Below are 24,910 nucleotides of genomic sequence, written 5' to 3' on the forward strand. Positions count from 1 at the left end.
GAGCACCTTGAATGCCCAGAACAACCGCCAAGCCGCCGCCCGCATGTCCCTTCATCTAACCTACAATGTCAAAGAGCCCGACAACAAATACCGGCGCGTCTTCCACCCCTAAACCTTTCGGTCTAGAGACCCAGAGCGCCAGCATCCCAATGCCAGTACCGCAACCCCGAAGCCGCCTCAGCGACCCGCTCCGTTGCGGTGACACCCCTCTAGGCGGGGTCACCCCGAACCGTCAACAGCCGATTTTCATTTTTCCGTAAAAATTCGACAAATATGCCGTTTTTCAGTGGTTTGGCCGATCCTATTTCCGGCATCCGCTCCGGAACCATATGCCCGGTGGGGCGTGCCTCCTCGAATCACAGGGCTGAAAAGCCGGGAATCATGGACAGAATCACAGCGCCCGACATGGCAGGGGCGCCCTTCCCCTTCGGAAAGGACGCCCCCGATCATAGGACGGTTGAGAATCAGGCGTTCAGAGACGGCCGACCGTTACCGGCTTATCCTCGGTCCGCTTGAGCGGATTGGCGAGCGGCAGCGTGAACGGCGCCGCCGCGATCTCGAACACATCGCCTTCCTGGGTACGGATGCCGTCCGAGAAGGACAGCGTCGCCGTGCCGAAGAAATGGACATGCACGTCCCCCGGACGACGGAACAGCGCATATTTGAAATGGTGATGCTCGAGATTCGCCAGGCTGTGCGACATGTTCGCCTCGCCCGACAGGAACGGCTTTTCCCAGATGGTCCGACCGTCGCGCGCCACCTTGCTGGTGCCCTCGATATGGTCGGGCACCTCGCCGAGCAGCAGTTCGGCGCCCAGCGCGGCAGGGCGCAGCTTGCTGTGGGCCAGCCAGAGATAGTTGTGACGCTCGGTCACATGGTCCGAAAATTCGTTGGCGAGGCACAGGCCCAGGCGATGCGGGGTGCCGTCGGGCCCGATCAGATAAATGCCCGCCAGTTCGGGCTCTTCGCCGCCGTCCTGTGCAAAGGCGGGCATTTCCAGCGCGTCGCCGGGGCCGACCAGCTGCGAGCCGTCCCCCTTGTAGAACCATTCCGGCTGCTGGCCGACCTGGCCTTTGCCGGGCTTGCCGCCCTCGACGCCTTCCAGGAACATGCGCATCGAGTCGGTCTGGTGCGCGGCGGCGGCGGCATCGCGGTGCATCTTGTCGCGCCCCTCGGCCGAGCCGAGATGGGTCAGGCCGGTGCCGGTCATGACGCAATGCGCGGGATCGGCGTGGTCGATCGGCGCGATCAGATGCCCCGCCGCCAGTTCGGCCGCCAGATCGACGCTCTCACCCTGACCGCAAGCCAGCGCGGTATCGAGCAGCGACCGGCCTTCCGCGATCGCACGCTGGGCGAGCGCAATGACGCTCTCGACGCCCGGCACGAACGCGGCCTGGTCGCCGCGCGCCAGAATGACCGAGCGCTCACCCGAGGGCGCGCGGTGCTGCAACAGACGATCAGCCATCAAATCCTCCCCTGATATCTTTTCAACAAAAAGGGGCGCGGACCCTGATCCGGCCCGCGCCCCGTCATTCCTTAGCCCGGCTGGCCATCGACCAGGCGGGGCAGCGTGCCCGCGGCTTCGTCCTTCAGATCCTGCGGCAACAGCGCGGCCGCCAGGTTCTGGTACGATACCGGCCGCAGATAACGGTCGATCGCCAGGCTGCCGACCGAGGTCGTGCGTGCGTCCGAGGTCGAGGGGAACGGCCCGCCATGTACCATCGCATGGGCAACCTCTACGCCGGTCGGCCAGCCATTGGCGAGGATACGGCCCGCCTTGCGCTCGAGCACCGGCACCAGCCGCGCGGCCATGTCGGTATCGCCCTCGTCCATCTGAATCGTCGCGGTCAACTGACCCTCGGCGGCCTTGAGCACGGCGATCAGTTCCGCCTCGTCGCGGCAGCGGACCAGGATCGACGATGCGCCGAACACCTCATGGCCCAGTGCCTCGTCCGCGAGGAACGCCTCGGCCGTGGTCTGGAAGAAGGCGGCGCGACCGGCGGTGATGCCCTCGCCCACCTTGCCCTGCGCGATCGTCTCGACCTTGTCATGGCTGGCGAGCGATTCGGTGCCCTTGGTGTAGGCGGCATGGATGCCCGGCGTCAGCATGGTCTGCGCCGCTGCCTCGGGCAGCGCGGTACGCGCGGCCTCGACGAATGCGTCAAGCCCCTCGCCCTCGATGGCGAGCAGCAGGCCCGGATTGGTGCAGAACTGCCCGGCGCCCATGGTCAGCGAACCGACGAACGCGGTGCCCAGCGCCGCGCCGCGCGCCTTCAGCGCCTCGGGCATCAGCACGACCGGGTTGATGCTCGACATTTCGGCATAGACGGGGATCGGCACCGGGCGTTCCTGCGCGATCTTGACCAGCGCCAGGCCACCCGCGCGCGAGCCGGTGAAGCCGACCGCCGCGATGCGCGGATCGCGGACCAGCGCCGCACCCAGTTCGTTGCTCGGGCCGGTCAGGTGGCTGAACACGCCCTTGGGCAGGCCGCAGGCTTCGACCGCCCGCTCGATCGCGGCGGCGACCAGCGCGCCGGTCTGCGGATGGGCGGGATGGCCCTTGACCACGACCGGGCAGCCGGCGGCCAGCGCCGAGGCGGTGTCGCCACCGGCGGTCGAGAAGGCGAGCGGGAAGTTCGACGCGCCGAACACCGCGACGGGACCCAGCGGCACCATGCGCAGGCGCAGGTCGGGACGCGGCAGCGGCTGACGGTCGGGCATGGCGGGGTCGATGCGGACCTGCAGATAGGCCCCGGCGCGCAGCACCTTGGCGAACAGGCCCAGCTGGCCGACGGTGCGGCCACGCTCGCCCTCCAGGCGCGCACGCGGCAGGCCGCTCTCGCGCATCGCCGCCTGGATCAGGTCGTCGCCGATCGCCATGATCTCGGCACCGATCTTGTCGAGGAACGCGGCGCGCTCCTCGCGGCTGGTGGCGCGATAGACGTCGAACGCCTCCTCCGCCGCGGCGCAGGCCGCCTCGACATCGGCCGGTCCGTGCACCGCAAAGGCGTCGCCCACCGGCTGGCCGGTGGCGGCGTCGATCGAACGGAAATCGGTCATAGGGGAAGCTCCTTTATATTACTCCGACATATTAGTTTGACGGAGCGATGGCAATGTTAAAGGTTGTGGGTAAGGATGGGGGCGGAGAGGTACGATCGATGAATGACAGCATGACGAACGGCGACGCGCCGCCCGAAACCGTCGGAGAGATGGGGTCTGACGAGGCCGCCCCCAAGGCCCGGCGCGGCACCGGCCGCCGCCTGCATGGCGCGATCGCGCACAAATTGGGCGCGGCGATCGTCTCGGGCGAGTATCGACCTGGCGACACGCTGTCGGGGGAAGTCGCCTTTTCCGAGGCGCTCGACGTGTCGCGCAGCGCGTACCGGGAAGCGGTGCAGGTGCTGAGCGCCAAGGGGCTGGTCGAAAGCCGACCCAAGACCGGCACGCGTGTCCTGCCGCGCAGCCGCTGGAACCTGCTCGACCCCGATGTGCTGGCCTGGGCCTTTTCGGGCGAGCCGGACATTCACTTCGTGCGCAGCCTGTTCGAACTTCGCGCCATCGTCGAGCCTGCCGCCGCCCGACTGGCGGCCGAGCGTCGCGACAAGACCGACCTGAAGGACATGCGCGACGCCCTGGGGGCGATGCGCCGCCATACGCTGGCCACCGATGCGGGGCGGGCCGCCGACCGGGACTTCCACAATGCGGTGCTCTCCGCGACGCGCAACGACGCGCTGGTCGTGCTGTCCGCCAGCATCGGCGCGGCGGTCGCCTGGACCACCCAGTTCAAGCAGCGGTCGCGCGCGCTGCCCCGCAATCCGGTGCCCGACCATGTAAAGGTCTATGACGCGATCGCCGCGGGCGATGTCGAGGCGGCGGGAGAGGCGATGCGGCTGCTCGTCGATCTGGCGCTGGAGGATACGCGCAGCGCGATGGAGGGATAGAAGGCCCGCTCCCGCGAAGGGAGCGGGCCACCCGAGACGCCGGGTTCGGGAATGGGGATCCGCGGCGTTTCGACACACTTTCCTCCCCTGGAAGGGGAGGTGGCAGGCCGAAGGCCTGACGGAGGGGTGTCCAGGCATGGGGCGCGGACCAACCTCGCCAGTGGTGACACCCCTCCACCAGCTTCGCTGGTCCCCCTCCCCTTACAGGGGAGGAATGTCGATCCGTCCAGTTGACCGTCCACTTCTCCCAGGCCGTTTCAAATCGCCGCGCGATGGACCGGCTTGGCCGGGACCTCGACCCGGAAAGTGAAGATGTCGCCCGCCTGGACCTGCTCGGCCAGTTGCTCTTCCGACAGACCCTGCCGCGCGGTGGTGGCATAGGCGGTGCGGCCATCAGGGCCGCCCAGCGCGATCTTCGTGATGTTGGACACGGGGAAGCGAACCTCGTCGGTCAGCACGCCGTCCGGGCCATAGCGCCGTGCGGCCCAGCCGCCGAAGAAGCCGACCCACACGCCACCCTCGGCATCGCAGATCGCGCCATCGGGATGGCCGTCCGCATCGCCGAACCGCGCGAACTCGGTCGAGGGGCCGAGCGTGCCGTCACCCAGGATCGGATGCGCCAGGATCACCTTGCCCAGCGTATCGACATGATAGAGCGTCGAGTCGTCCGGCGAGATGGCGGGACCGTTGGTGATGCACACCGCATCCGCATTGGTCGGCGTGACCAGTCCTGCGGCCCATTGGAACAGGCGGCCCGACAGCGAGGTCTCGTCATTGTCCATCGTGCCGAACCAGATCCGCCCCTGCCCGTCGACACAGGCATCGTTCAGGCGATTGGCGGGCAGATGCGTGTCGACCTCGGCCAGCCGTTCGAAACCGCCGGTCGCGGGATCGAAGTGATGCGGCCCCGACTTCAGCCCGGCGACGAAACCACCGCGCTGCGCCGGGACGATCCAGCCGACCATTTCGGGCGAGGCCCAGTGATCGAGCGTGCCGGCAGCCGGATCATGGCGGTAGATGCGCTGCTGCTTGATATCGACGAACCAAAGCGCGTCATCGACCCAGATCGGGCCTTCGCCCAGCGTTGCACCCACGGTCAGGCAATGTTCGGCCTGCTGCATCACTCTCTCCTTGCTCTCGCCCGGTTTGTTACCGCCAACCGGCGTCGATGAAATAGTCGTGGCCGGTGCACATCTTCGCATCGTCCGACGCGAGGAACAGCACCAGGGCCGCGACGTCCGATGGCTGGATACGCCCGTCGAGGCACTGGGCCGCGACGATCTCCGCCTCGCCTTCGGGGGTATACCATTTTTCCTGGCGCGGCGTCTGCACATTGCCCGGCACGATGGTGTTCACGCGGATATTCTCGCGCCCCAGATCGCGCGCGAGGCTGCGGGTCAGCCCCTCGATCGCGGCCTTGCAGGTCTGGTAGAGGACCAGGTCGTTCAGACCCAGATGCCAGCTGATCGACCCGAAATTCAGGATCGCGCCGCCGCCTGCCCGCTTCATTGCGGGGATCACCGCCTGCGCGGCGAAGAACTGGTGGCGCAGATTGACGTTCAACCGCTCGTCCCAATAGGCCGGGGTGACGTCCTCGATGCTGTGGCGATCGTCATTGCCCGCATTGTTGACCAGGATATCGACACCGCCCAGCGCCTCTTCCAGATCGGCGAAGATCGCCTTCAGGCTGTCGAGGTTGGTCAGGTCGCAGTGGCGCTGGATCGGCGCATGACGCGCATCGGGGGTCAGCCGGTCGACGAGCGCCTGGGCCGCATCCTCGGCAATGTCGACGAAGGCAACGCGCGCGCCCTGCGCCACGAACGCCTCGACCAGCCCCTCGCCGATCCCCGAGCCGCCGCCCGTCACGATGACGCGCTTGTCGATCAGGCTGGGGTAGCGCGCGACCATGTCGGTCGCGGCACTGGTCTTCTGCAACATGGAAGTCTCCGTCACAACAGGCCGCGCTTGGCCAGGTTGCGCATCAGGTCGCCCAGACCGAAGGTCCAGGCGGGGGCATCGGCCGAGGTCATCACCGGATTGACCAGCGTGCCGAGGCGCGGATTGGTGATGACGACCGTGTCGCCGACCTTGTGGGTGAAGCCGCGGCCGGGCTCGTCACGGTCCTGGGTCGGCGCGAACAGCGTGCCGAGGAACAGGACGAGGCCGTCCGGGTAATGATGCTCGCTGAGCGCCTGGCCGAGCAAATCCTCGGGATCGCGGCTGATCTGGTCCATCGAGCTGGCGCCTTCCAGCACATAGCCGTCGGTGCCGGTGATGGTCAGCTTGACCTCGCTCGACCGGACATCGTCCATGGTGAAGCCGTCGTCGAACAGGCGGACGAGCGGGCCGAGCGAGCAGGACGCATTATTGTCCTTCGCCTTGCCCAGCAGCAGCGCCGAGCGCCCCTCGAAATCGCGCAGATTGACGTCGTTGCCGAGCGTCGCGCCGACCGCCTTGCCATGGGCATCGGCGACCAGCACCACTTCCGGCTCCGGGTTGTTCCAGGTCGAGTCGGAACGGACGCCGACCGGCATTCCCCATCCCACCGTCGACAGCACCGGCGACTTGGTGAAGATCTCCGCATCCGGGCCGATCGCGACCTCCAGATATTGCGACCATAGACCTTCGGCGATCAGCGCGTCCTTTAGCTGCGCGGCCTCGGGCGAGCCAGGCACGACCGAGCGGATATTGCCGCCGAGTGCCGACTCCAGCGTGCCGCGAAGACCCGCCGCCTTGGCATGGTCGCCGCGCGCGCGCTCCTCGATCACGCGCTCCAGTGCGGACACGGCAAAGGTCACGCCCGCCGCCTTCACGCATTGCAGGTCGATCGGCGACAACAGCCGATGGGCCGCGCCCGCTTCCGGCGACAGGTTCAGATCGGCCAGTTCGCCCAGCGCCTCGCCCTGCGATGCCTCGACCGTGGCGCTCGCCAGCAGCGCCGAGACGGTGGGGGCTACGCGGCTCATGTCATAGACCTGGCCGTTCTCGACCAGAATGGGGCAAGGCCCCTCGCCCCGGTCGATCCGGCCGACAAAGCGTCCGTCGCGCCAATCGTCCGGCAAAGCGCCCATCAGGTCGGTATGATTGCTGGCCATAATTCCTCTCCGCAGATTTGTTAGCGGTATCGATTGCTGTCCGGTTCAGGTCAAGGGGGCCCGGGTCGGCCGCCCCGTTCTGGGGCGTTCCACAAATGCAGCGTGTTCAAATCCCGCCTGTACCCGTCTAGGACTTGGGCAACGGCCCCTTCTCCTCGGCGGCGGCCAGTGCACAGGAATCGCATGCGTATCGAAGATCCCGCGTTCACCGTTACGATGGACGATCGGTACATCATCCACGTTCGCGCACATGGCCCGTGGTCCCCGGAAATCGCCAATCGCTACTGGCTGGCCTTCAAGCCCTTTCTTGACGAATCGCGCCGCCAGCTGGGATATGCCAAGGCGTTGATCGACCGGCGGGGCGCCCCCATCATGTCGATGGCCATGGTGCAGGCCATGCGCGACGGGATCGTCGCCCATTATCATCCCGACGATCGCCTGGCCCTGGTCGTCGATTCCAGCCCGCTGAAATTGCAGGTTCGGAAAAACTACCCGCTCGCGCATCTCGACGCCTTCCTGTCGCACGATGCCGCCCTGGCCTGGCTGCAGAATCACTGAACCCGATCGGTCGACCGGCTGGGCGGGATGATCCGCCCGGCCGGTCGACCTGATCATCAGTGCCCCTATCAGTGGTTGTCGCGCGGCAGACCCTGGGTCTGGGCGATGCGCTGATACTTCTCGGCGCCCTCCAGGATCGCGCCGGTCGACATCTGACCGACCACCGAACGCTGGATTTCCTGCCACGGGGTCTGCGAGGCCGGGTATTTATACCCGCCCGCCGCCGCCAGGGTCTTGCGACGCTCGGCCAGTTCTTCCTCGGAGATGAGGATGTTGGCGCTCCCCGTGTTCAGGTCGATACGCACTCGGTCACCGGTCTGGATCAGCGCCAGGCCGCCCATCGCCGCCGCCTCGGGGCTGGCGTTCAGGATCGAGGGCGATCCCGACGTACCCGACTGACGGCCGTCACCGATGCAGGGCAGCGAATGCACGCCCTCGGTGATCAGATAGGCGGGCGGACGCATGTTGACGACTTCCGCCGCGCCCGGATAGCCGATCGGCCCCGCGCCGCGCATGAACAACAGCGTTTCGGGCGTGATGCCGGTCGCGGGATCGTCGATCCGGTGGTGATAATCCTCCGGCCCGTCGAACACGACCGCCGGACCTTCAAAGGCGTTCAGGTCGTCGGGGTTGGACAGATAACGCTCGCGGAATTCGGGCGAGATCACGCTGGTCTTCATGATCGCGGCGTCGAACAGATTGCCCGACAGCACGATGAAGCCCGCCTCCTCGACCAGCGGCTGGGCGAAGGGACGGATGACCTTTTCGTCCTCGATGGCGACGCCACGGCAATTCTCGCCCATGGTCTTGCCGTTGACGGTCAGTGCATCCTCGTGGATCAGCCCCTGCTCGATCAGCTGGTTGACCACGGCGGGCACGCCGCCCGCACGGTAATAATCCTCGCCCAGATACTCGCCCGCAGGCTGCAGGTTCACGAGCAGCGGCACCTTGTGCCCCTCGCTTTCCCAGTCCTGCACGGGCAGGTCGACGCCGATGTGACGCGCGATGGCAGCGAGGTGGATCGGCGCGTTGGTCGAACCGCCGATGGCCGAGTTGACCTTGATCGCATTGTGGAACGCGTCCTTGGTCAGGATCTCGGAGGGCTTCAGATCCTCGTTCACCATCTCCACGATGCGCTTGCCGGTGAGATAGGCGACTTCCTGGCGATCGCGATACGGCGCGGGGATCGCCGCCGAGCCCGGCAGCGACATGCCCAGCGCTTCGGCCAGCGAGTTCATCGTGGTCGCGGTGCCCATGGTGTTGCAATAGCCGGTCGAGGGGGCCGACGACGCGACCAGGCGGATGAACTCCGCATCGTCGATCTCGCCCGCCGCCAGCATCTGGCGCGCCTTCCAGACGATGGTGCCCGAGCCGGTGCGCTCGCCCTTGTGCCAGCCGTTGAGCATCGGCCCGACCGACAGCGCGATCGCCGGGATGTTGACCGTCGCGGCCGCCATCAGCATCGCCGGGGTCGTCTTGTCACAGCCGATCGTCAGCACCACGCCGTCGAGCGGATAGCCGTACAGCACCTCGACCAACCCCAGATAGGACAGGTTGCGGTCGAGACCGGCGGTCGGGCGCTTGCCGGTTTCCTGGATCGGGTGGACCGGGAATTCCAGGACGATGCCGCCCATCTCGCGCACGCCTTCGCGAACGCGCTCGGCCAGCACCAGATGGTGGCGGTTGCAGGGCGAGAGATCGGAGCCGCTCTGCGCGATGCCGATGATCGGCTTGCCCGACTGAAGCTCCTCCAGCGAAAGGCCGAAGTTCAGATAACGCTCCAGATAGAGCGCGGTCATGTCGATATTCTCGGGATTGTCGAACCAGGCGCGGCTGCGCAGCTTCTGGGTGGGCGTGTCGGTCATGTCAGGCTTTCGGTCAGCGAACGGTGGAGAAGCGATAGATCATGGTATGCCGGTAGGGCTTACCCGGATCGACGCGCGGGGAGACGAAGGACGGCTTGTTGGGCGAATCCGGGAATTTCTGCGGCTCCAGGGCGATGCCGTCACCCATGCGGTACAGATGGCCCTTCTTGCCGACATAGGTGCCGTCGAGGAAATTGCCCGTGTAGAATTGCACGCCCGGCTCGGTCGACAGCACTTCGAGCACGCGGCCCGAGGCGGGGTCCTCCAGCCGCGCCGACAGCTGCGGCGTGGCGGTCAGCCCCTTGTCGAGCGCGAAGTTGTGGTCATAGCCCTGGCCGTAGCGGATCTGCTGGTCGTTGCCGTCGCGAATGCCGTCGGCGACGACGCGGGCCGCGCGGAAATCGAACACGGTGCCCGCAACCGGCTTCAGCTCGCCGGTCGGGATCAGCTTGGCATCGACCGGCGTGAAGGCGGCGGCCGGGATGGTCAGCTTGTGGAAGGTCGCGCCCAGCGGCGAACCTTCACCGTTCAGGTTGAAGATCGCGTGGTTCGTCATGTTGATGACGGTCGGCTTGTCGGTCTTCGCCTCGAACGCGATGGTCAGCGACCCCGCCTCGTCCAGCGAATAGGTGACGGTGGCGTCGACTTTGCCGGGATAGCCCTGGTCGCCGTCCGCGCTGGTCAGCGCCATCACGACGCTGGCGGTGGCGCCGTCCTTCATCGACACGATCTTCCACAGATTCTTGTCGAAACCCTTGGTCCCGCCGTGCAGCGAGTTGACCTTGTCGTTCAGCGGCAGCTGATAGCTCTTGCCGTCCAGCGTGAAGCGGCCGCCCCCGATGCGGTTGGCGAAGCGGCCGACCGTCACGCCGAAGAAATTGGGATGATTCACATAATCCTCGGCCTTGTCATAGCCGAGCAGGACGTCGGCCAGCTTGCCGTCGCGGTCCGGGGCCATCACCGACTGAAGCGTCGCGCCATAGGTCAGGACGCGCGCCGACAGCCCGGCCTTGTTGGTCAGGGTCACCGTTTCGATGGCACCACCCTCGGTCGCATAGCCGGCGGGGGCGCGCTTTGCCTCGCTCGCGAGAGCGGCCGTGGAAGTCATTGCGGAGGTTACCGCTACCAATGTAAGAAAGCTCTTGATTGACGCCATCGACATGCCTCATCCCTCCGTCGCCAGACGCCATTGACGCGCCTTTTGTGTCACTATAGTCAGACAAAATATCAGGAGCAAGCCGGTCAACGAACATCTTTTGATGATGTTCGCCGGCGCGAAGGAGAGGATTTCATGGCCGCACCACCCGTCACGTCCCGCGCCAACGGCGCAACGCCTGTCGGGGGAAAGGCCGCGAATTACACGTCGGCGCTGACTCTCCTCGCCAGCCTGTTCTTCATGTGGGGCTTCATCACCGTCATCAACAACGTGCTGCTGCCGCATCTGCGGTCGGTGTTCGAGCTTGATTACGCCCAGACCACGTTGATCGAGTCGGTCTGGTTCATCGCCTATTTCTTCGCCTCCATCCCCTCGGCCAAGCTGATCGAACGCGTCGGCTATCAGAAGTCGATCGTCATCGGCCTGCTGATCATGGCGGCGGGTGCGCTGGGCATGACGCTGGCCGCCAGCCTGCCCTCTTACGGCGTGACGTTGGTCATGCTGTTCGTCATCGCCAGCGGCATCACGCTGCTCCAGGTGGCGGCCAACCCTTATGTGACGGTCATCGGCCCGCCCGAAACCGGCTCGTCGCGCCTCAACCTGGTGCAGGCGTTCAACTCGCTGGGCACCACGCTGGCGCCGCTGTTCGCCGGATATCTGATCCTCGGCCGCAGCCGCAGCGGCACCGCCGAAGCAGGCGCCGCGCTGACCCAGGCGCAGCGTTACGCCGATGCCCAGTCGGTCATCCTGCCCTATGCGCTGGTCGCCGTGGTGCTGGTCGTGCTGGCCATCATCATCGCGCGCTTCCCGCTGCCCGCCCTGGGTTCGTCGACGCAGCGCGCCGCCAAGGCCGAGCGCAAGCAGCATTCGCTGTGGAAGCATCGCAACCTGACGCTCGGCATCCCGACGATGATCGCCTATCTGCTCGCGGAAATCGGCGTCGCCAATCTGTTCATCAACTTCGTGTCGCAGCCCAACATCGCCGCCGTCACGCATGACCAGGCCTCGCGCTATCTGTCGCTGCTGTGGGGCGGCATGATGGTCGGTCGATTCTTCGGCAGCTTCGTGATGCAGAAGGTCGCGCCGGAACGCGTGCTGACCGTCTTCGCCTTCGGCGCGCTCGTCGTCGTCGCGATCGCCACCTTCACCACCGGGCCGATGGCGATGTGGGCGCTGATCGCGGTCGGCCTGTTCCATTCGATCATGTTCCCGACCATCTTCACCCTCGCCATCCGTGGCCTGGGCCCGCTGACCGAGGAAGGTTCGGGGCTGATGATCATGGCGATCGCCGGTGGCGCACTCGTCGTCGTTCAGGGCTGGCTGGCCGATCATTACGGCCTGCAGAACTCGTTCTTCCTGACCATGGCGTGCGAGGTCATCGTGCTCGCCTATGCGCTGTGGGGGTCGAAGCCCGCCAATATCTTCCCGGATGAAGACGCCGCGTAAACCGGCCCATCGGGAATAAGACCAAGGGGGCGGTGCCGCGAGGCGCCGCCCCTTTTGCATGAGGAGGCGCTTGGGGTTTCGCCATAGCACCCGATCTGGTAATGTTACACCGTAACACGAACGATCGAAGATGATGCGCATGATCCCCATGGCTGATACCGCCCCGCCCCGTCCCCTACCCCTGCCCTTGCCCCTGCCCGATCATGTGCGGATCGACAGCGACTCCACGGTATTGGCAACGATCGATCAGCCGCAGGTGACGCTGGCCGTCTGGGAGCGTCCCTCTCCCCTGCCCGCCCCCGCTCTGGCCGATTTTCCGACGATCCGCTTTGCCGCGAACACACAGGGCGTCGCCGCCAAGGTCCGCGACGCGCTGGCCCCCCTGCCCGCTGAACCGTGGCACGAGATGCTGGCCACCGATGTCGCGCGGCTGGCGATGCTCTATGCGACCTGGACCGGCGAGGAGCGGGTGGAGGTGCGGATCGAGCGTGTCACGGGCAATGGCTGCTGGAAATTCCACGCCGATTATGTCCGACTGCGGCTAATCACCACCTATTGCGGACAGGCGACCCAGTGGCTGCCCCAGGATGCGCCCGACGAAACCGCCCCGCGCGCCCTGTCGGCGGGCGATGTCGGCCTGTTCAAGGGGCGCGAGTGTGCGGGCGACCGGGCGATCATCCACCGCTCGCCGCCGATCGCGGGGACCGGCGAGGACCGGCTGCTGCTCGTCATCGACGCGCCCTGGCCGGAGGCGGATACGTGACCAGCCTGACCCTGCCCCATGACGCCGTGCGCGGGCACACCCCGCCCGTCTCCGCCACCGCGCGGCTGGCGAGCATCGATGCGGTTCGGGGGCTGGTCATGGTCATCATGCTGCTCGACCATGTGCGGGATACCTTGTGCACGCATTGGGCCGTTGGCGACCCGATGGACGCGCGCCTCGTCGCCCCCGCCCTGTTCTTCAGCCGGACGCTGGCCTCGCTCTGCGCGCCGACCTTCATCGCGCTGACCGGCCTGTCGGCCTGGCTCTATGGCCAGACCCACAGCCGTGCGGAAACCAGCCGCTTCCTCCTGACGCGCGGCCTGTTCCTGATGCTGCTGGAGCTGACGCTGGTCGGCTTTGCCTGGTCGGCGCGGTTCCCGCCGCAGACCATCTGGTTGCAGGTGATCTGGGCGATCGGCGTGTGCATGATCGCGCTCGCCGGGCTGATCCACCTGCCGCGCGGCGCGGTGGCGGCGATCGGCTTGGCGATCGTGGCGGGGCACAATCTGCTCGACCCCATCGCCTTCGCGCCCGACAGCCCCTGGTTCAAGCCTTGGGCGCTGATCCACAAGCGCAGCGCGTTCGAATGGATGGGGATCACCATCAAGACGACCTATCCGGTACTGCCCTGGATCGGTGTCATCGCGCTGGGCCATGCGATCGGACCATGGTTCACCCGCCCGGCCGAGGAGCGGCAACGCTGGCTGGCGGCGCTCGGGCTGGGGCTGATCCTGGGCTTCATCCTGTTGCGGACGATCAACGGCTATGGCGATGCGCCCTGGGCCATGGTGCCGGGCGACCCTCTGCGCAGCGTGATGAGTTTTCTCGCGCTGACCAAATATCCGCCGTCCTTGCTGTTCCTGCTGTCCACCCTGGGCGTCGCGGCGCTGTTGCTCGCCCTGTTCGAGGGGCGGAGCGGGCCGATCGCGCGCAAGCTGGCGGTGATGGGCGGCGCGCCGATGGGCTTCTACCTGCTCCACCTCTATGTGCTGCGCGGCCTGTATCTGGGCGCGGTGGCGATCTGGGGTACCGATCAGGGGCAGGTGTTCGGCCTGCCCTCGGTCGGAGCGATGTGGCTGGTCTATCTGCTGCTGATCGTGCCGCTTTATTACCCGACCCAATGGGTCGCCGACCTGAAGCGCCGCCGCCGCGACCTGCGCTGGCTGCGCTATTTCTGACCCTTGATTCCCTCCCCTGGAAGGGGAGGAATCATCAGAACCAGGTCCGGATACCCAGCGCCAGCGCGGCCCCGCCGCCGCTGGCGGGTCCATAGCGGCGTTCCCAATGGACCCCGACATAGGGCGCGAATTCGCGAGCGATCTCGTAGCGCAGGCGTAGGCCCAGTTCGAGGTTGGAGACGCCCGCCGCGATTTGCTGGTCGGCTATGTCCTGCGCGGCGAAGTTCACCTCGATGCGCGGTTGCAGGATCGCGCGCTGGGTGATGCGCTGGTCGACCCAGGCTTCGGTGCGGGCCAGCAGTTCGCCCTTGTCCGATAGGAACAGCGCGCCCTCGACATCGAACCAATAGGGGGCCAGCCCCTCGACCCCGACCACGGCATAGGTCCGCCGCGCAGGCCCCCCGACATCCTGCCGCACGCCCACCTGCAAATTCCAATAGGGATCGATCGCCCTGGAATAGAGCGCCTGCACCTCCGCCGCGCCGATCCGGTCGCGGAACGCCCCCTCGCCCTCGGTCTTGACGACCAGCCGGTGGATGTCGCCGCCGAACCAGCCCTCCCCGTCCCAGCGATAGCCGTCGCGCCCGTCACGGACCTGCACCTCGGCCAGGTTGAACAGGATCTGCGAAAAGCGCATGCCGCCATGCTCCATCCGCATCTGCCGGTTGGCGGCGGCCATGGCGGCGGGATCGTAGAAGCGGTCCGCGGCGCGATCGGTCGGAGCGGGAGGTGGCGGCGCGGAACCGACGGATTGCTGGGGCATGGCGCCATGCCCCATCGTCCCGTGGTCCATCGCCCCGTGGTCCATCGCCCCGTGGTCCATCGTCCCGTGGTCCATCGCCATGCCCTGGGGCATGGATTCCGTCTCCGGCTTGGCCTGGCAATGCCCCATGGCGGCATGTTCCGCCGAGCAGGCAGGGGCAGCCCCCTCCTTCGGCATCCCGGCCATGCCGGGCATTGCGTCGGGCTTGCCATCCGCCGGGGTGCAATGCCCCATCGCCGCATGTTCGGCCGAACAGGCCCGCACAGTCGCACGAGCCTTTTTCGGCACGGGCTTGACCACCCGGCGCTTGGCCGCCTTGCGCGGGGCGGCGGGTTTGGCCGGAGCCATGGTCATGCCGGGCATCGTCATGCCGGGCATCATGTGATGATGCTGCCCCATCGGATCGGCGAGCAGCAGCAGCGCGAAGGGGATCATACCGCCGCTCCCTTGTCCGCGTCACGCCGGACGGTGACGACCTGCATCATCCCCGCATGCATGTGATAGAGCATGTGGCAGTGGAACGCCCAGTCGCCCTCGGCATCCGCCGTCAGGTCGAACGTCGCGGTGCCGCCCGGCGCGACATTGACGGTGTGCTTGCGCGGGGCATGGTCGCCATGCCCCGTCACCAGCTCGAAGAAATGGCCGTGCAGATGGATGGGGTGCGCCATCATCGTGTCGTTCACCAGAGTCACGCGCACCCGCTCGCCCAGCCGGAACGGGATCGGGGCAGTCACCGCGTTCAGCTTCACCCCGTCGAACGCCCACATATAGCGCTCCATATTGCCGGTCAGATGGATGGTCAGCGCGCGCGACGGCGTGCGGGTGTCGGGATTGACCTTGGCACTCATCAGATCGCGATAGGTCAGGACGCGGTGTCCGACATCGGCCAGCCCCTGGGGCGGCTCACCGGTACGGTCGACCGGCATCGGCGCGACCGTCTGGACGACGGGCGTGCGCGGCAGGCCGGGGGCGTTGGCGAAGTCGCGCATCTTATGGCTCATCTGGCCATGATCCATTCGGGGCGCGGCATCCGGCCGGCAATGCCCCATCGCGGCATGTTCGGGGGAACAGCCGCCCGCCATGGCGCCGTGCTCCATATCCCCCATCCCCATATCCTTCATCGTCGCCAGCGGCCGGGGGCGCAGCGCGGGCACGGGCGCGACCATGCCCATCCGGGGCGCGAGCGTCCCCCGCGCCATGCCCGATCGATCCCAGGTTTCGGCGACCAGCGTATAGGCGCGGTCCTCGGTCGGCGTGACGATCAGGTCATAGGTCTCGGCCACCGCGATCTGAAGCTCGTCGACCGTCACCGGCCGCACATCCTGCCCATCGGCCTGTACGACGGTCAGCGTCAGGCCGGGGATGCGGATGTTGAAGTTGGTCATCGCCGAGGCGTTGACCAAGCGCAGCCGTACCCGCTCGCCAGGTGTAAAAAGCCCGGTCCAATTGTCCGCCGGACCATGACCGTTGACCAGATAGCGATAGGTCGCCCCCGTCACGTCGGACACGTCGCTGGGGTCCATCCGCATCCGGCCCCAGTCCAGCCGTTCCCGCAAGGGCTGGTCCTTGCCCGTCAGCAGCCCCGCCAACGTCTGCTTCTGGTAATTGAAATAACCGCCCTGCATCTTCAACCGGCGAAAGATCGCATGGGGGTGAAGCGGGCTGTGATCGGACAGCAGCACGACATGCTCGCGGTCCGACGCGATCGGATCGGCCCCGGCGGGATCGATCACGATCGGGCCGTACAGCCCTTCCTGCTCCTGCAACCCCGAATGGCTGTGATACCAATAGGTCCCGGCCTGGACGACGGGGAACTCATAGGTGAAGCGCCCACCCGCCGGAATGCCCGGAAAGCTGATCCCCGGCACCCCGTCCATCTGGAAGGGCAGCAGCAGCCCGTGCCAGTGGATCGAGCTTTCCTCGTCCAGCGCGTTGACCACGGTGATCCGCACCCGCTGCCCCTCGCGCAGGCGGATCAGCGGGGCGGGGGCCGATCCGTTGATGCCGATCGCATGATAGGGCTTGCCGTCGATCATCATATGCTGGCGCGCGATGGTCAGGGTGATGTCGGGGCCGGTCAGTTCGGCCCGCGGCCCGGTATGGGCCGACAGGCCATGGCCCTGCGCCCAGGCGGGTAGCGCGGGCAAAGCGGCAAGCGAGGTCAGGCCGACGCCCCCGGCCAGAAGGTCACGGCGGCGTATCGCGGTCTTCGGGTCGATCATGCCCTCTTATACGCATGGAGGCGGCCCTCCCCTCACCCCGCCCCTCACCCGATCTGTTCGCGCAAGGCGGCACGGGCGCGGCGGATGCGAAGCTCGACCGCCTTACTGCTCAGGCCCAGCGCCTCGGCCGCCTCGGCCTGGCTCAATCCCTCGACCGCACAGAGGATCAGCGGCTCGCGCAACGCGGCGGGCAAGGCATCGAGCGCGGCCAATGTGCGCGCCAGCGAATCCCGCTCGATCGCCGCCGCCTCGCCTCCGATCCGGTCGTCGGCGACCTCTGCCGCCGCCTCGACCGGCAGAACCCGCGCCAGCATCGCGCGCACCCGTCGCCGTCGCGCCCAGTCCCGGCATTTGTTGAGCGCGATCCGGCTGAGCCAAGCGCGCAAGCTCCGTGTCTGATCGAACCGGCCCAGCGCGCCATGCGCCGCGACGAAACTCTCCTGCACCAGATCCAGCGCCTCGTCGGCGTCGCGGACCTGCGCCAGGATCAGGCGATAGAGCGCCGCCTTGTGCCGCGTGACGATCGCGGCATAGGCGCCCGGCCGCCCGCCGATCGCCAGCGCGACCAGATCGCCGTCCGCCAGCCCCGCCAGATCGCGCTCCCCCACGCGCCCGGCTATCGGCCTGTGTCGGTCAGCTTGGCCGCCACCAGCCGGTCGAAGGTCGCCGCCTGATCAGGGCGAAGGAGGCGACGCATCGCAAAGACATGCGCCAGCGTCGCCTTTTGCAGATCGCCCATGCTGTGATGGACCGCATCGATGGCTTGCGAGACCTGCGGCCCGTCGCGATGCTCGGCCTCGATCGCGGCGGCCAGCCGAGCATTGTCGCCCCGCAACCGCGCCTCCAGCCCGGCGCGGCGCGCCGCGAACTGTGCCTCCAGCCGGTCGAGCGCGATTCGCTGACCCGGGTCGAGCGCGATGTCGCGGTGGACCAGCATATGGATGTCGCTCGCCCGTGGCTCGGCGGGCATCAGCAACCGGCACCCGATCGCCACCCCCGCCAGCGCCGCGACGAACGCGATCACCAGGGTCAGCAGGTTCCGCCGCATCGCCCCGCTCATCGGCCGAGCAACAAGGTCGAGGGCGCCAGTCCCGTATCGAGCGCGGCGACCTCCACCGGCCGCGCCCGCGCCTCGCTGCGCCCGGCCACCACCCCGCCGCCGACGATCCCCAGCATCAGCGCCGCGCCGCCCGCCAGTGCCAGTCCCCGGACCGACAGGCCAACGGTGTCCGACGCTCCCGCATCGATCGCGGCCGCCACCCGTCGCTCCAGCGCATCCAGGGTCGCGGGCGGGGTGCTGTGCGCCAATCGGGCAAGATCGCGGTCGAACGGGTCGGTCATCATGAAACCATTACGCAAAAACGGTGGCCGTCCCTCATGGGGCGGATAGGATCAGCATATGCACATGGCCACGCTTCGCAACATCGCCGCTTTCGCGCCCATCCTGGCCGCGCCCGATTTCGTGACGGGCGCATGGACCGAGCCTCGGCGATCCGCCGAGGGGGTCATCACCATGGCCTGGTTCGACCTCTCCGAGCCCGCCTCCGCCTTCGTCGCGGCCATCGCGACCGAGGATGTTTCGGCCCATTACCGCAAACCGGTGGACGAAGAAGCACGCGCCGCGCTGATGCACATGGCCGAGCATCCTTCCGCGATCGCCGATGCGAGCATCGACCAGATCGCCTGGATCCTGACGTTCCAGCTGCGTGCCGACCGGTTCTCGGAAGGGGCGCTGGCACGCGCGTTCGAAACAGGGCTGATGCGCGCCATCGCCGAGCGTGCGGTGGTTCTCGGCAAGATGGACCGGAAAAACCAAAAACCCCGCTAAGCCGATTGGCCTAGCGGGGTTTTCGATGGTGGGCGTGGCAAGGATTGAACTTGCGACCCCTGCGATGTCAACGAAGGCCCTAGCCCGGATTTCCGCCATTTTCGGACCGGGCGAGGCCCCTTTGACCCCCGTATAAGTCGCAGTTTTGCGTGCGTCGTCACCGGCGACGCCGAAAACGCGCCGAAACCCCACGACCCCAATCAAGGCCCCCAGGGGCCTCCATCATGCACAGCGCGCGTCTGAATAATGCGATTCAGGCGGCGCTTTCGTGCATCCAAATTACTTCGGTTGGGGAAGCCGAAAGATGACGTTCGCGGCCGCGCGGGAGACGCGCCAAATCACCAAGGCCCTGGCAGCAAAGCTGTCCGGAAAAGTGCGAGGAGAAGACCGCACGGTCCGGCGCGACAGCTATGACATCGACGATAAGCGGGCCAATGTCTGGCGTCCGATCGGCGACGGCACGGTCGGGGGCGCGATGGACTGGCGGGATTCATTCCTCCAGACCGCCCGCGAATATGACGATCATCACCGGGGCGATCGGGGCGTGCGGCCGCTAGGCTGGACCGGCATCCGCGTCCTCGAGATGCTGCTCGGCGTGCGCGGCGTGCCGATCTGCTTCAAGACCGGCCGCCTGGAGCCCGCGATCGACACGCTCGCGCGAATAGGCCGCTTGTCCAGGACGACGGTGATTCGCGCCCTTGCCCGGCTGAAGCAGCACAATTTCCTGCGGTGGGTGCGCCGGTCACAGAAGACCGACCGTAAGGGCGAGTTTGCGCCCCAGCGCGTCCAGGTCACGAACGCCTATTTCTTCGACATAGGCAGCCTGCCTAAGAATGTCCGCCAGCGCTTCCGCGACCTCATGAGCCGTCGTGCCCAGCGCCGCGCCGCCCACGCCACCCAGCAGCACTCCACGCCGCCTTTGCCCCCAGCGCCGTCGCCAGTGCCTTCCTCTCCGGACCTGCGAGACGCCTTGGCGCGCCTCGGCGCGCAGGTCGAGAGCGCGAGTACACCTAAGGGTCAGTATCCGGCTCAAGGGGTTAGATGAAAAGGAATGGCCCCGCTTTAGGCGGGTCCATGCGCAGTTTGTTAGGTCCCCCCCAGGTCTGACCGGCCTACCCAAAGCACCCGACGGCCAAGAGGCGTCCGTCGGGACCGGGCGGCTGCGCCGCCCGTGGGCTATCGAGGGGGGACGGCACGAACCGTGCCATTCTCACTCCGGCCAATCGCCCGGCCCTGGCGTATCAAGCAGGATTTCCGCCCACCGATCGAATAGGAACCGCAGGCGTGGGAGGTGCCGCGCCCGATCATAGGCGGCCTTCACCTTGTCCTTCTGTGCGTGCGCCAAGGCGCGCTCGATTATGATTTCGTCGGCCGGATACTGCTCGTTCAGCGCCGACGAGAAGGTGGCCCGCCATCCATGAGGCACATGACGCCCGGCGAAACCGCAGCGATCATACAGCGCGCCGATCGCGCCCTTGCCAATGGGTCGGCCCCCGCGATGAAAGATCAGATCCGCGCCGCCGATGGCCCGCGCTTGGCGCAGCACCGCGACGGCCGCCGCCGACAGCGGCACGAGGTGATCATTCGCCGCGTCGGCCTTCTTGGCGACCGCCAGCTTCATCCGCACGGCCGGGATGCGCCACAGCGCCGCCGGTGCTGGCGCGGACGTCGACCAGTCGACGCCCTCGATCTCGTCCCACCGCGCGCCCCGCAGGGCCGCGAGGCGGACAGCGGTCAGCGCCAGGAATCGCGACGCCAGCCGGATCGCCGGGGCGACACGCGCGCGATCGGCGGCATCGAGGAGCGCGCGGGCCTCGCCCAGATCCTCCAGCGCGGGCTGGCGCTGGACGGGCGCGCCGGTCGCCACCTCGCGGACCAGGCCAGCGGCCGGATCGCCATCGACGATACTTCGGGTACGCGCAAAACGGAAAATCGCCGAGAGGCGCTGCGCGATGCGCCGCGCCGTTTCGGCCGCGCCGGTGCTCGCAATCCGGCCGAGCAAGCGCAGCAGCTGCGGCGTGGTGATCGCCGTCGCCAGATCCTCGCCGATCGCTGGGAAGACATGGCGCTCGAGGCTGGCCAGGACGTCGGCCGCGTGGACTGCGGTCCACCGATCGCGCCGCGCCGCGTGCCAGTCGCGGGCCAGCTGCTGGAAGGTGATCGCCGACTGCGCCAGGCGCTCGGCCAGCTTCGCCGCCACGATCTTCGGCGTCGACCCCTGGACTATCATGCCACGCGCGAGGCGTGCCGACTCGCGCGCATCGTCGAGCGACACGTCGGGCCAGCTGCCCAGCGAAATGACCGCCTCGCGGCGGTCAGCCCTGATCCGGACGCGCCAAGCCCGCAGGCCGGTGGGCGCGACGTACAGGTGCAGGCCCTGCGCGTCCCACATCTTATAGGCATGCGGCTTCGGCCGCGCGCTCTTCAGAGCTGCGTTTGAAAGCATATTGGTATCCGAAAGCACGAACTCATCAGACACGGTCTGCCGGTTCGTTAGGGATGGGATATGTTGGGGAGCGAATTGGCGGAAACAAAATCCGCCCGATGTCGGGTCGCCCCGAGCGCGGCTCGGGTCGTCCAAGAAAGTTGACCGATACTAATATCGATTATGGCCGGGTATACGATTTTCGGTCAGCGCATTGTTATGCGATTTTATTTCAGCGTCTCAGGCGAGGCGCGTGCGCCTGATCAGCTCAGCTTCGATTTTGAATCTATGGATAGGGCAAAAGTGGAGGCGGCTTGTTTCCTGGCGGATTTAATCCGCTCCGAGCCGATGGATATATGGCAAACTGACGAACTGAGTGTCGAAGCGACGGACGAGGTGGGCCTCGTGATGTTCACGATCACGGTGCTTGCATCCGACGCTCCAGCTCTCGCGGTACGACGTTTCCGTTCCAATAACTGATCATTCACTGTTTTAAGTAAGACTGTCGGACAAGCTCTGCCCGCCATCGGGGCGGAGGGGGTATCCGCCTCGGTTTCGCCGAATCGGCGGAAAAGCGCGGGTTCATGGGGCCGCTAGGCGACCGTCATTCCCCCGCGATACCCCCCTAGACGAACAGCGCCTTTCGCCCCTGGGAAATGGCGGCGACGATGATCCGGACCATCGAAGGCAGCGGATGTACGCCTTCCGGGCAAGCCTGCGGGCGCAGGACCGTACCAGCGGGCAGCACGGCCGTCGTGGAAGAGACCGTGACGGTGTAAGGCCCCGCGCCTGCGACCGCCTGGACCTGCAGCCAGGTGCTCCCCGACACGAGGATATCCCCGACCAGAGGCGCGGTAGTGGTCTGGATCGTGGTGTAGGCGGTCGTGCCGTCCGTCCCCGCCTGGGCTGCAAGGGTGAAAGTATTGGGGATGACCGGCCAGGTGGCGGGATAAGCCGGATCGAAAAACGCTGGTCGCGTGTCGATATAGCCGGTCAGCCGACCGCCCGCGCCCGCCTCCTTGAAGGCTTCCAGCTGCCATTTGAACCCGTTGCCCCACCCGTTGGTGGTCGACGTCCATTCGTTATAGGCGGCAGGCGTCTGGCCGGTGCGACTGGTGAACATGTCGTTGGAAGTGTCGCGGCTTAGGACGCCCACCCCGACCATCGGCGCATTCGGGTAACGCGACTTGAAGCGGTCGACCAGGCCGGTCCAGTTGGCCTGCATCGTCGAATAGTTGCTATTGGAGTCGTTCTGCCCCAGCTGATTGAGCACGCTCGTGAACGGGCGCGCCGAATTGGTGTTGAAGGCGATCGCCTGATCCAGGACCTGCCAGCGCAAGGTCGCGTTAGTCCCCAGCTCACGCGCCGACCCGCAGCCGGGCATCCCCATCAACCAATGCGGCACCCGGCGATACGTGGGATCATCGACGTCCAGCCAGCGCCGCAGCCAGCCCATGTTGCCGCGCGTATCGGCCTCGAGCGCATATTCCTGTCGCGCCTCGCCGATACTGTCGACCAGGCCCAGCAGGACCGGACGCCCGTCCCAGCCCCGTGCGACCGTCATATCCGGGCCGTAATAGGCGGGCATCGACTGGCCGAAGCCAGTGTCCAGCGACGCGGTCGACGGCGTATCCGGCGCGGTCAGCATGGGCATAAGGCTCGCTGCATCGGTGGCGCCCCATATCCGCTCGCCCCGGTGCCGCTGGATACGATACACCGGAATCTGCTTTTCGCCCGCCGCCGTCGAATAAAGCGTCCACACCGCCACCGCCGCCTCGGCCGGGATTTCGACATTGGGCTCGTCGGTCCACACGCCGATGTTGCCGCTGGCGATCGTCGCCCCGGGCTGACCACCGAACGACAGCGCGATCGGCGCGCCACCGTTCACGCTAAGCCAGGCACCGACGATCGTCTGCGCATTCCCGGGCAGGACCGTCTCCTGCGGGCTGTTACTGCCCTCGGTCGAGGCAAACCCGCTGAAATGAAAGCGCGGGTTGGTGACGGTGTGAACCGGCGCGTTCATCACGATCTTGCTGAGCTTGAAGTTCGTGTCGGCCGCAGCGGTCGTCAGCGCGCCGGATGGAAAGCGCGCCCTAGTCGACCAGAACATGTAGCGGGCCGCGTCGACCACCTGGGTCGGCATCAGAGGTGCCGGATCGACCGACACGGGCAGCCCAGCGATCGCGATCGCCAGCGCGGAAAAGCCGAAGCCGAACATCAGTCGAGCGCCACGATATCGGCAGCGGTGGTGCCCGTTGCCTTGATCAGCTTGAAGCGCATCGGGTGATATCCGACCCAGACCTTATAGGTGCGGTCAGCGACGTCGTCGCGCAGGCGGCCGACGATCGTCCCGGCCGTGCCGACCATGATACCCTTCGGGAGGAAGCCCAGCTCGTTCGTGTCGTGCGGCACGACATTCAGCGACCTGTTGGCGGGCGCGGTTACGGTATCGGCATTCGAGCCGTAGCGATCCTGGGGCATGTCAGTCCTTCCGGTTGGAAATGTTGGAGATGATGAGTTCGCGGACCCGCTTCCCGCTGCCGGAGCCGACCGTGTAGGTCGTCTCGACGTCCTCGATGTCGAAGCGGGAGAAGACGGCGCGCGCGCCGTCGGTGGCGTTGATCGAGAGGATGAAGCGGCCGCGAATGGTGGCGAGCTGGTCGGCCAGGCGCTCGAAGTCGGCGCGCTCGAAGACGCCGGTGCCGTAATCGTCCTCGCAGTCCCAATAGGGCGGATCGAGATAGAACAGGGCGCGCGGGTCGTCGTACCGCTCGATGACGGCCGCATAGCCCAGGCGTTCGATCGTCACGCCCGCGAGGCGCGAGCCAAGGCGCTCGAGGTTGGGGATCACCTTGCGCGGATCGAAACGGCTGGAGCCGGTCTTGTCGACGCCGAAAGTGCGGGTGCGGATCTTGCCGCCGAAGGTCAGGCGCTGAAGGTACAGGAAGCGACCGGCCCGTTCGATGTCGGTCAGGGTCGTTGGATCCACGCGGCGCAGGCGCTCGAATTCCTCACGGCTCGACAGTCGGCCGCGCAGATCCTGGGCCAGTGCGTCGGGGTGGCGCTGCGCCACCCGGAAGAAGTTGATGACGTCGCCCGAAATGTCATTGATGACCTCGACCGGCGCGGGGCGCGATCGGCGGAGGAAGATGCCGCCCATGCCCACGAAGGGCTCGACATAGATCCGATGCGGCGTCGCATCGATCAGGGCGGTCAGACGCTTGGCGAGATTACGCTTCCCGCCGAGGTACGGGGCGGGGGTCGAGATGCTGGAAATGGGATTGTCCTTCGCGAAGGCACGTCGGCTACGCGCGCGAAGTCTGGCCCACCAGCGGACTGCCGGCAGGGGTGGCGCTCTGTCGCCAGGGAACGGGTAGTGACCGATAATGGTCGGTAATGGGGAGTGGTGGGGCGGTCTCTGACTGTCGCCTCGCCCGGCCGCGAACCGGGCGGTTAGCCGCGCGATAGCTCAGAGACCGCGCCCTGCTTATTTCCCGAACGGGTCTTTCATTCAGCAGGCCACCCGGCAAAGCCGGTCAACCTGAGCTTTCCGCGCGCGGGCCACTCCATACGGTCTCTCATGACTGCCATCCGAGACGCTGGCCGAGTTTACCTTGTCGCTGGCCGCAAGACCAGCGTTCGCATTGACCTTGGCGGGTGTGCCGCGGAC

General features: G+C 66.8%; 24 protein-coding genes. 8 read left to right on the top strand and 16 right to left on the bottom strand.

All coding sequences use genetic code 11. From position 1 onward, the window contains the following. Positions 1-472: 472 nt before the first annotated feature. Both araD1 and GGQ89_RS18605 read right to left on the bottom strand, forming a co-directional pair. Entirely contained in the window at positions 473-1,465 is a 993-nt protein-coding gene (gene araD1, locus GGQ89_RS18600) for an AraD1 family protein (protein WP_184106853.1), read from the bottom strand. 71 nt (positions 1,466-1,536) lie between these two features. Next, positions 1,537-3,060: an aldehyde dehydrogenase (NADP(+)) gene (locus tag GGQ89_RS18605; protein WP_056431853.1), complete on the bottom strand. Its 1,524-nt coding sequence runs from the start codon at positions 3,058-3,060 to the stop codon at positions 1,537-1,539. A 149-nt stretch (positions 3,061-3,209) separates the two neighbouring features. Between GGQ89_RS18605 and GGQ89_RS18610 the strand changes: the two genes are divergently transcribed. After that, positions 3,210-3,941: a FadR/GntR family transcriptional regulator gene (locus tag GGQ89_RS18610; protein ID WP_056431939.1), complete on the top strand. Its 732-nt coding sequence runs from the start codon at positions 3,210-3,212 to the stop codon at positions 3,939-3,941. 257 nt (positions 3,942-4,198) lie between these two features. Here GGQ89_RS18610 and GGQ89_RS18615 read toward each other — a convergent pair whose 3' ends face one another. From GGQ89_RS18615 to GGQ89_RS18625, 3 genes are read right to left on the bottom strand one after another with little or no spacing between them, the layout of a single operon-like run. Then, positions 4,199-5,062, bottom strand: a complete 864-nt coding sequence (locus GGQ89_RS18615) for an SMP-30/gluconolactonase/LRE family protein (protein ID WP_184106855.1) — start codon at positions 5,060-5,062, stop codon at positions 4,199-4,201. 28 nt (positions 5,063-5,090) lie between these two features. Further along, positions 5,091-5,879 carry a D-xylose 1-dehydrogenase gene (xylB, locus tag GGQ89_RS18620; RefSeq protein ID WP_172839592.1) on the bottom strand — a complete coding sequence of 263 codons (789 nt, stop codon included), beginning with the start codon at positions 5,877-5,879 and terminating at the stop codon, positions 5,091-5,093. Between the two features lie 11 nt (positions 5,880-5,890). Further along, positions 5,891-7,036: a fumarylacetoacetate hydrolase family protein gene (locus tag GGQ89_RS18625; RefSeq protein ID WP_184106857.1), complete on the bottom strand. Its 1,146-nt coding sequence runs from the start codon at positions 7,034-7,036 to the stop codon at positions 5,891-5,893. 183 nt (positions 7,037-7,219) lie between these two features. Here GGQ89_RS18625 and GGQ89_RS18630 point away from each other — a divergent pair, with 183 nt between their 5' ends. Continuing rightward, entirely contained in the window at positions 7,220-7,594 is a 375-nt protein-coding gene (locus GGQ89_RS18630; protein ID WP_056431841.1) for a hypothetical protein, read from the top strand. 68 nt (positions 7,595-7,662) lie between these two features. On the opposite strand, the gene GGQ89_RS18635 is transcribed toward GGQ89_RS18630, so the two are convergent. Together GGQ89_RS18635 and GGQ89_RS18640 are read right to left on the bottom strand one after the other, a co-directional pair. Continuing rightward, positions 7,663-9,459 (bottom strand): IlvD/Edd family dehydratase, encoded by a 1,797-nt coding sequence (locus tag GGQ89_RS18635; protein ID WP_056431838.1) that lies wholly within the window; start codon positions 9,457-9,459, stop codon positions 7,663-7,665. Positions 9,460-9,472: 13 nt separating this feature from the next. Further along, complete coding sequence (locus GGQ89_RS18640) at positions 9,473-10,567, bottom strand: aldose epimerase family protein (protein ID WP_184106859.1); 1,095 nt, start codon at positions 10,565-10,567, stop codon at positions 9,473-9,475. 183 nt (positions 10,568-10,750) lie between these two features. Between GGQ89_RS18640 and GGQ89_RS18645 the strand changes: the two genes are divergently transcribed. From GGQ89_RS18645 to GGQ89_RS18655, 3 genes are all read left to right on the top strand, one after another. Then, positions 10,751-12,061 (top strand): sugar MFS transporter, encoded by a 1,311-nt coding sequence (locus GGQ89_RS18645; RefSeq protein WP_056431830.1) that lies wholly within the window; start codon positions 10,751-10,753, stop codon positions 12,059-12,061. 148 nt (positions 12,062-12,209) lie between these two features. Beyond that, positions 12,210-12,824, top strand: coding sequence for a DUF1826 domain-containing protein (locus GGQ89_RS18650; protein ID WP_184106861.1), 615 nt, complete (start codon positions 12,210-12,212; stop codon positions 12,822-12,824). Beyond that, complete coding sequence (locus tag GGQ89_RS18655) at positions 12,821-14,002, top strand: acetyltransferase domain-containing protein (protein ID WP_338112282.1); 1,182 nt, start codon at positions 12,821-12,823, stop codon at positions 14,000-14,002. The genes GGQ89_RS18650 and GGQ89_RS18655 overlap by 4 nt, the downstream gene beginning before the upstream one ends. Positions 14,003-14,036: 34 nt before the next feature. Here GGQ89_RS18655 and GGQ89_RS18660 read toward each other — a convergent pair whose 3' ends face one another. From GGQ89_RS18660 to GGQ89_RS18680, 5 genes are read right to left on the bottom strand one after another with little or no spacing between them, the layout of a single operon-like run. Next, positions 14,037-15,200 carry a copper resistance protein B gene (locus GGQ89_RS18660; protein WP_184106863.1) on the bottom strand — a complete coding sequence of 388 codons (1,164 nt, stop codon included), beginning with the start codon at positions 15,198-15,200 and terminating at the stop codon, positions 14,037-14,039. Further along, on the bottom strand, positions 15,197-16,987 hold the full coding sequence (locus GGQ89_RS18665) for a copper resistance system multicopper oxidase (RefSeq protein ID WP_184106866.1): 1,791 nt from the start codon (positions 16,985-16,987) through the stop codon (positions 15,197-15,199). The genes GGQ89_RS18660 and GGQ89_RS18665 overlap by 4 nt, the downstream gene beginning before the upstream one ends. Before the next feature lie 44 nt (positions 16,988-17,031). Next, on the bottom strand, positions 17,032-17,595 hold the full coding sequence (locus GGQ89_RS18670) for an RNA polymerase sigma factor (RefSeq protein WP_076713833.1): 564 nt from the start codon (positions 17,593-17,595) through the stop codon (positions 17,032-17,034). An 8-nt stretch (positions 17,596-17,603) separates the two neighbouring features. Further along, positions 17,604-18,047, bottom strand: a complete 444-nt coding sequence (locus GGQ89_RS18675) for a periplasmic heavy metal sensor (protein ID WP_244955818.1) — start codon at positions 18,045-18,047, stop codon at positions 17,604-17,606. Continuing rightward, positions 18,044-18,331, bottom strand: coding sequence for a hypothetical protein (locus GGQ89_RS18680; protein ID WP_184106868.1), 288 nt, complete (start codon positions 18,329-18,331; stop codon positions 18,044-18,046). Before GGQ89_RS18680 ends, GGQ89_RS18675 begins: the two co-directional genes overlap by 4 nt. 61 nt (positions 18,332-18,392) lie before the next feature. Between GGQ89_RS18680 and GGQ89_RS18685 the strand changes: the two genes are divergently transcribed. Beyond that, a complete protein-coding gene (locus GGQ89_RS18685; protein ID WP_184106870.1) occupies positions 18,393-18,815 on the top strand; it encodes a DUF6508 domain-containing protein in 423 nt (140 codons plus the stop codon). Between the two features lie 304 nt (positions 18,816-19,119). Then, positions 19,120-19,860: a hypothetical protein gene (locus GGQ89_RS18690; protein WP_184106872.1), complete on the top strand. Its 741-nt coding sequence runs from the start codon at positions 19,120-19,122 to the stop codon at positions 19,858-19,860. Between the two features lie 165 nt (positions 19,861-20,025). Here the strand turns inward: GGQ89_RS18690 and GGQ89_RS18695 are convergent, their stop codons facing one another. Next, entirely contained in the window at positions 20,026-21,261 is a 1,236-nt protein-coding gene (locus GGQ89_RS18695) for a tyrosine-type recombinase/integrase (RefSeq protein ID WP_184106874.1), read from the bottom strand. 162 nt (positions 21,262-21,423) lie between these two features. Between GGQ89_RS18695 and GGQ89_RS18700 the strand changes: the two genes are divergently transcribed. Continuing rightward, a complete protein-coding gene (locus tag GGQ89_RS18700; RefSeq protein WP_184106876.1) occupies positions 21,424-21,720 on the top strand; it encodes a DUF6894 family protein in 297 nt (98 codons plus the stop codon). A 145-nt stretch (positions 21,721-21,865) separates the two neighbouring features. On the opposite strand, the gene GGQ89_RS18705 is transcribed toward GGQ89_RS18700, so the two are convergent. The 3 genes from GGQ89_RS18705 to GGQ89_RS18715 are packed head-to-tail and all read right to left on the bottom strand — an operon-like array spanning position 21,866 to position 24,586. Next, on the bottom strand, positions 21,866-23,458 hold the full coding sequence (locus GGQ89_RS18705; protein ID WP_184106878.1) for a hypothetical protein: 1,593 nt from the start codon (positions 23,456-23,458) through the stop codon (positions 21,866-21,868). Then, positions 23,458-23,721 carry a spike base protein, RCAP_Rcc01079 family gene (locus tag GGQ89_RS18710; RefSeq protein ID WP_056436061.1) on the bottom strand — a complete coding sequence of 88 codons (264 nt, stop codon included), beginning with the start codon at positions 23,719-23,721 and terminating at the stop codon, positions 23,458-23,460. The genes GGQ89_RS18705 and GGQ89_RS18710 overlap by 1 nt, the downstream gene beginning before the upstream one ends. Before the next feature lies 1 nt (position 23,722). Further along, positions 23,723-24,586 (bottom strand): DNA adenine methylase, encoded by an 864-nt coding sequence (locus GGQ89_RS18715; RefSeq protein ID WP_221239023.1) that lies wholly within the window; start codon positions 24,584-24,586, stop codon positions 23,723-23,725. Positions 24,587-24,910: the final 324 nt, after the last annotated feature.

This window comes from Sphingomonas yabuuchiae, from assembly GCF_014199595.1.
Lineage (GTDB): Bacteria > Pseudomonadota > Alphaproteobacteria > Sphingomonadales > Sphingomonadaceae > Sphingomonas > Sphingomonas yabuuchiae.

Excerpts from the sequence above, each read along its gene's own strand:
- GGQ89_RS18610 (WP_056431939.1), top strand. The coding sequence starts at position 3,210 with ATGGGGTCTGACGAGGCCGCCCCCAAGGCCCGGCGCGGCACCGGCCGC.
- GGQ89_RS18640 (WP_184106859.1), bottom strand. The coding sequence starts at position 10,567 with ATGACTTCCACGGCCGCTCTCGCGAGCGAGGCAAAGCGCGCCCCCGCC.
- GGQ89_RS18615 (WP_184106855.1), bottom strand. The coding sequence starts at position 5,062 with ATGCAGCAGGCCGAACATTGCCTGACCGTGGGTGCAACGCTGGGCGAA.
- GGQ89_RS18710 (WP_056436061.1), bottom strand. The coding sequence starts at position 23,721 with ATGCCCCAGGATCGCTACGGCTCGAATGCCGATACCGTAACCGCGCCC.
- GGQ89_RS18685 (WP_184106870.1), top strand. The coding sequence starts at position 18,393 with ATGGCCACGCTTCGCAACATCGCCGCTTTCGCGCCCATCCTGGCCGCG.
- GGQ89_RS18695 (WP_184106874.1), bottom strand. The coding sequence starts at position 21,261 with ATGCTTTCAAACGCAGCTCTGAAGAGCGCGCGGCCGAAGCCGCATGCC.
- GGQ89_RS18625 (WP_184106857.1), bottom strand. The coding sequence starts at position 7,036 with ATGGCCAGCAATCATACCGACCTGATGGGCGCTTTGCCGGACGATTGG.
- GGQ89_RS18680 (WP_184106868.1), bottom strand. The coding sequence starts at position 18,331 with ATGATGACCGACCCGTTCGACCGCGATCTTGCCCGATTGGCGCACAGC.
- GGQ89_RS18650 (WP_184106861.1), top strand. The coding sequence starts at position 12,210 with ATGGCTGATACCGCCCCGCCCCGTCCCCTACCCCTGCCCTTGCCCCTG.
- GGQ89_RS18665 (WP_184106866.1), bottom strand. The coding sequence starts at position 16,987 with ATGATCGACCCGAAGACCGCGATACGCCGCCGTGACCTTCTGGCCGGG.
- GGQ89_RS18705 (WP_184106878.1), bottom strand. The coding sequence starts at position 23,458 with ATGTTCGGCTTCGGCTTTTCCGCGCTGGCGATCGCGATCGCTGGGCTG.
- GGQ89_RS18630 (WP_056431841.1), top strand. The coding sequence starts at position 7,220 with ATGCGTATCGAAGATCCCGCGTTCACCGTTACGATGGACGATCGGTAC.
- GGQ89_RS18675 (WP_244955818.1), bottom strand. The coding sequence starts at position 18,047 with ATGAGCGGGGCGATGCGGCGGAACCTGCTGACCCTGGTGATCGCGTTC.
- xylB (WP_172839592.1), bottom strand. The coding sequence starts at position 5,879 with ATGTTGCAGAAGACCAGTGCCGCGACCGACATGGTCGCGCGCTACCCC.
- GGQ89_RS18700 (WP_184106876.1), top strand. The coding sequence starts at position 21,424 with ATGGCCGGGTATACGATTTTCGGTCAGCGCATTGTTATGCGATTTTAT.
- GGQ89_RS18690 (WP_184106872.1), top strand. The coding sequence starts at position 19,120 with ATGACGTTCGCGGCCGCGCGGGAGACGCGCCAAATCACCAAGGCCCTG.
- araD1 (WP_184106853.1), bottom strand. The coding sequence starts at position 1,465 with ATGGCTGATCGTCTGTTGCAGCACCGCGCGCCCTCGGGTGAGCGCTCG.
- GGQ89_RS18645 (WP_056431830.1), top strand. The coding sequence starts at position 10,751 with ATGGCCGCACCACCCGTCACGTCCCGCGCCAACGGCGCAACGCCTGTC.
- GGQ89_RS18660 (WP_184106863.1), bottom strand. The coding sequence starts at position 15,200 with ATGATCCCCTTCGCGCTGCTGCTGCTCGCCGATCCGATGGGGCAGCAT.
- GGQ89_RS18605 (WP_056431853.1), bottom strand. The coding sequence starts at position 3,060 with ATGACCGATTTCCGTTCGATCGACGCCGCCACCGGCCAGCCGGTGGGC.
- GGQ89_RS18635 (WP_056431838.1), bottom strand. The coding sequence starts at position 9,459 with ATGACCGACACGCCCACCCAGAAGCTGCGCAGCCGCGCCTGGTTCGAC.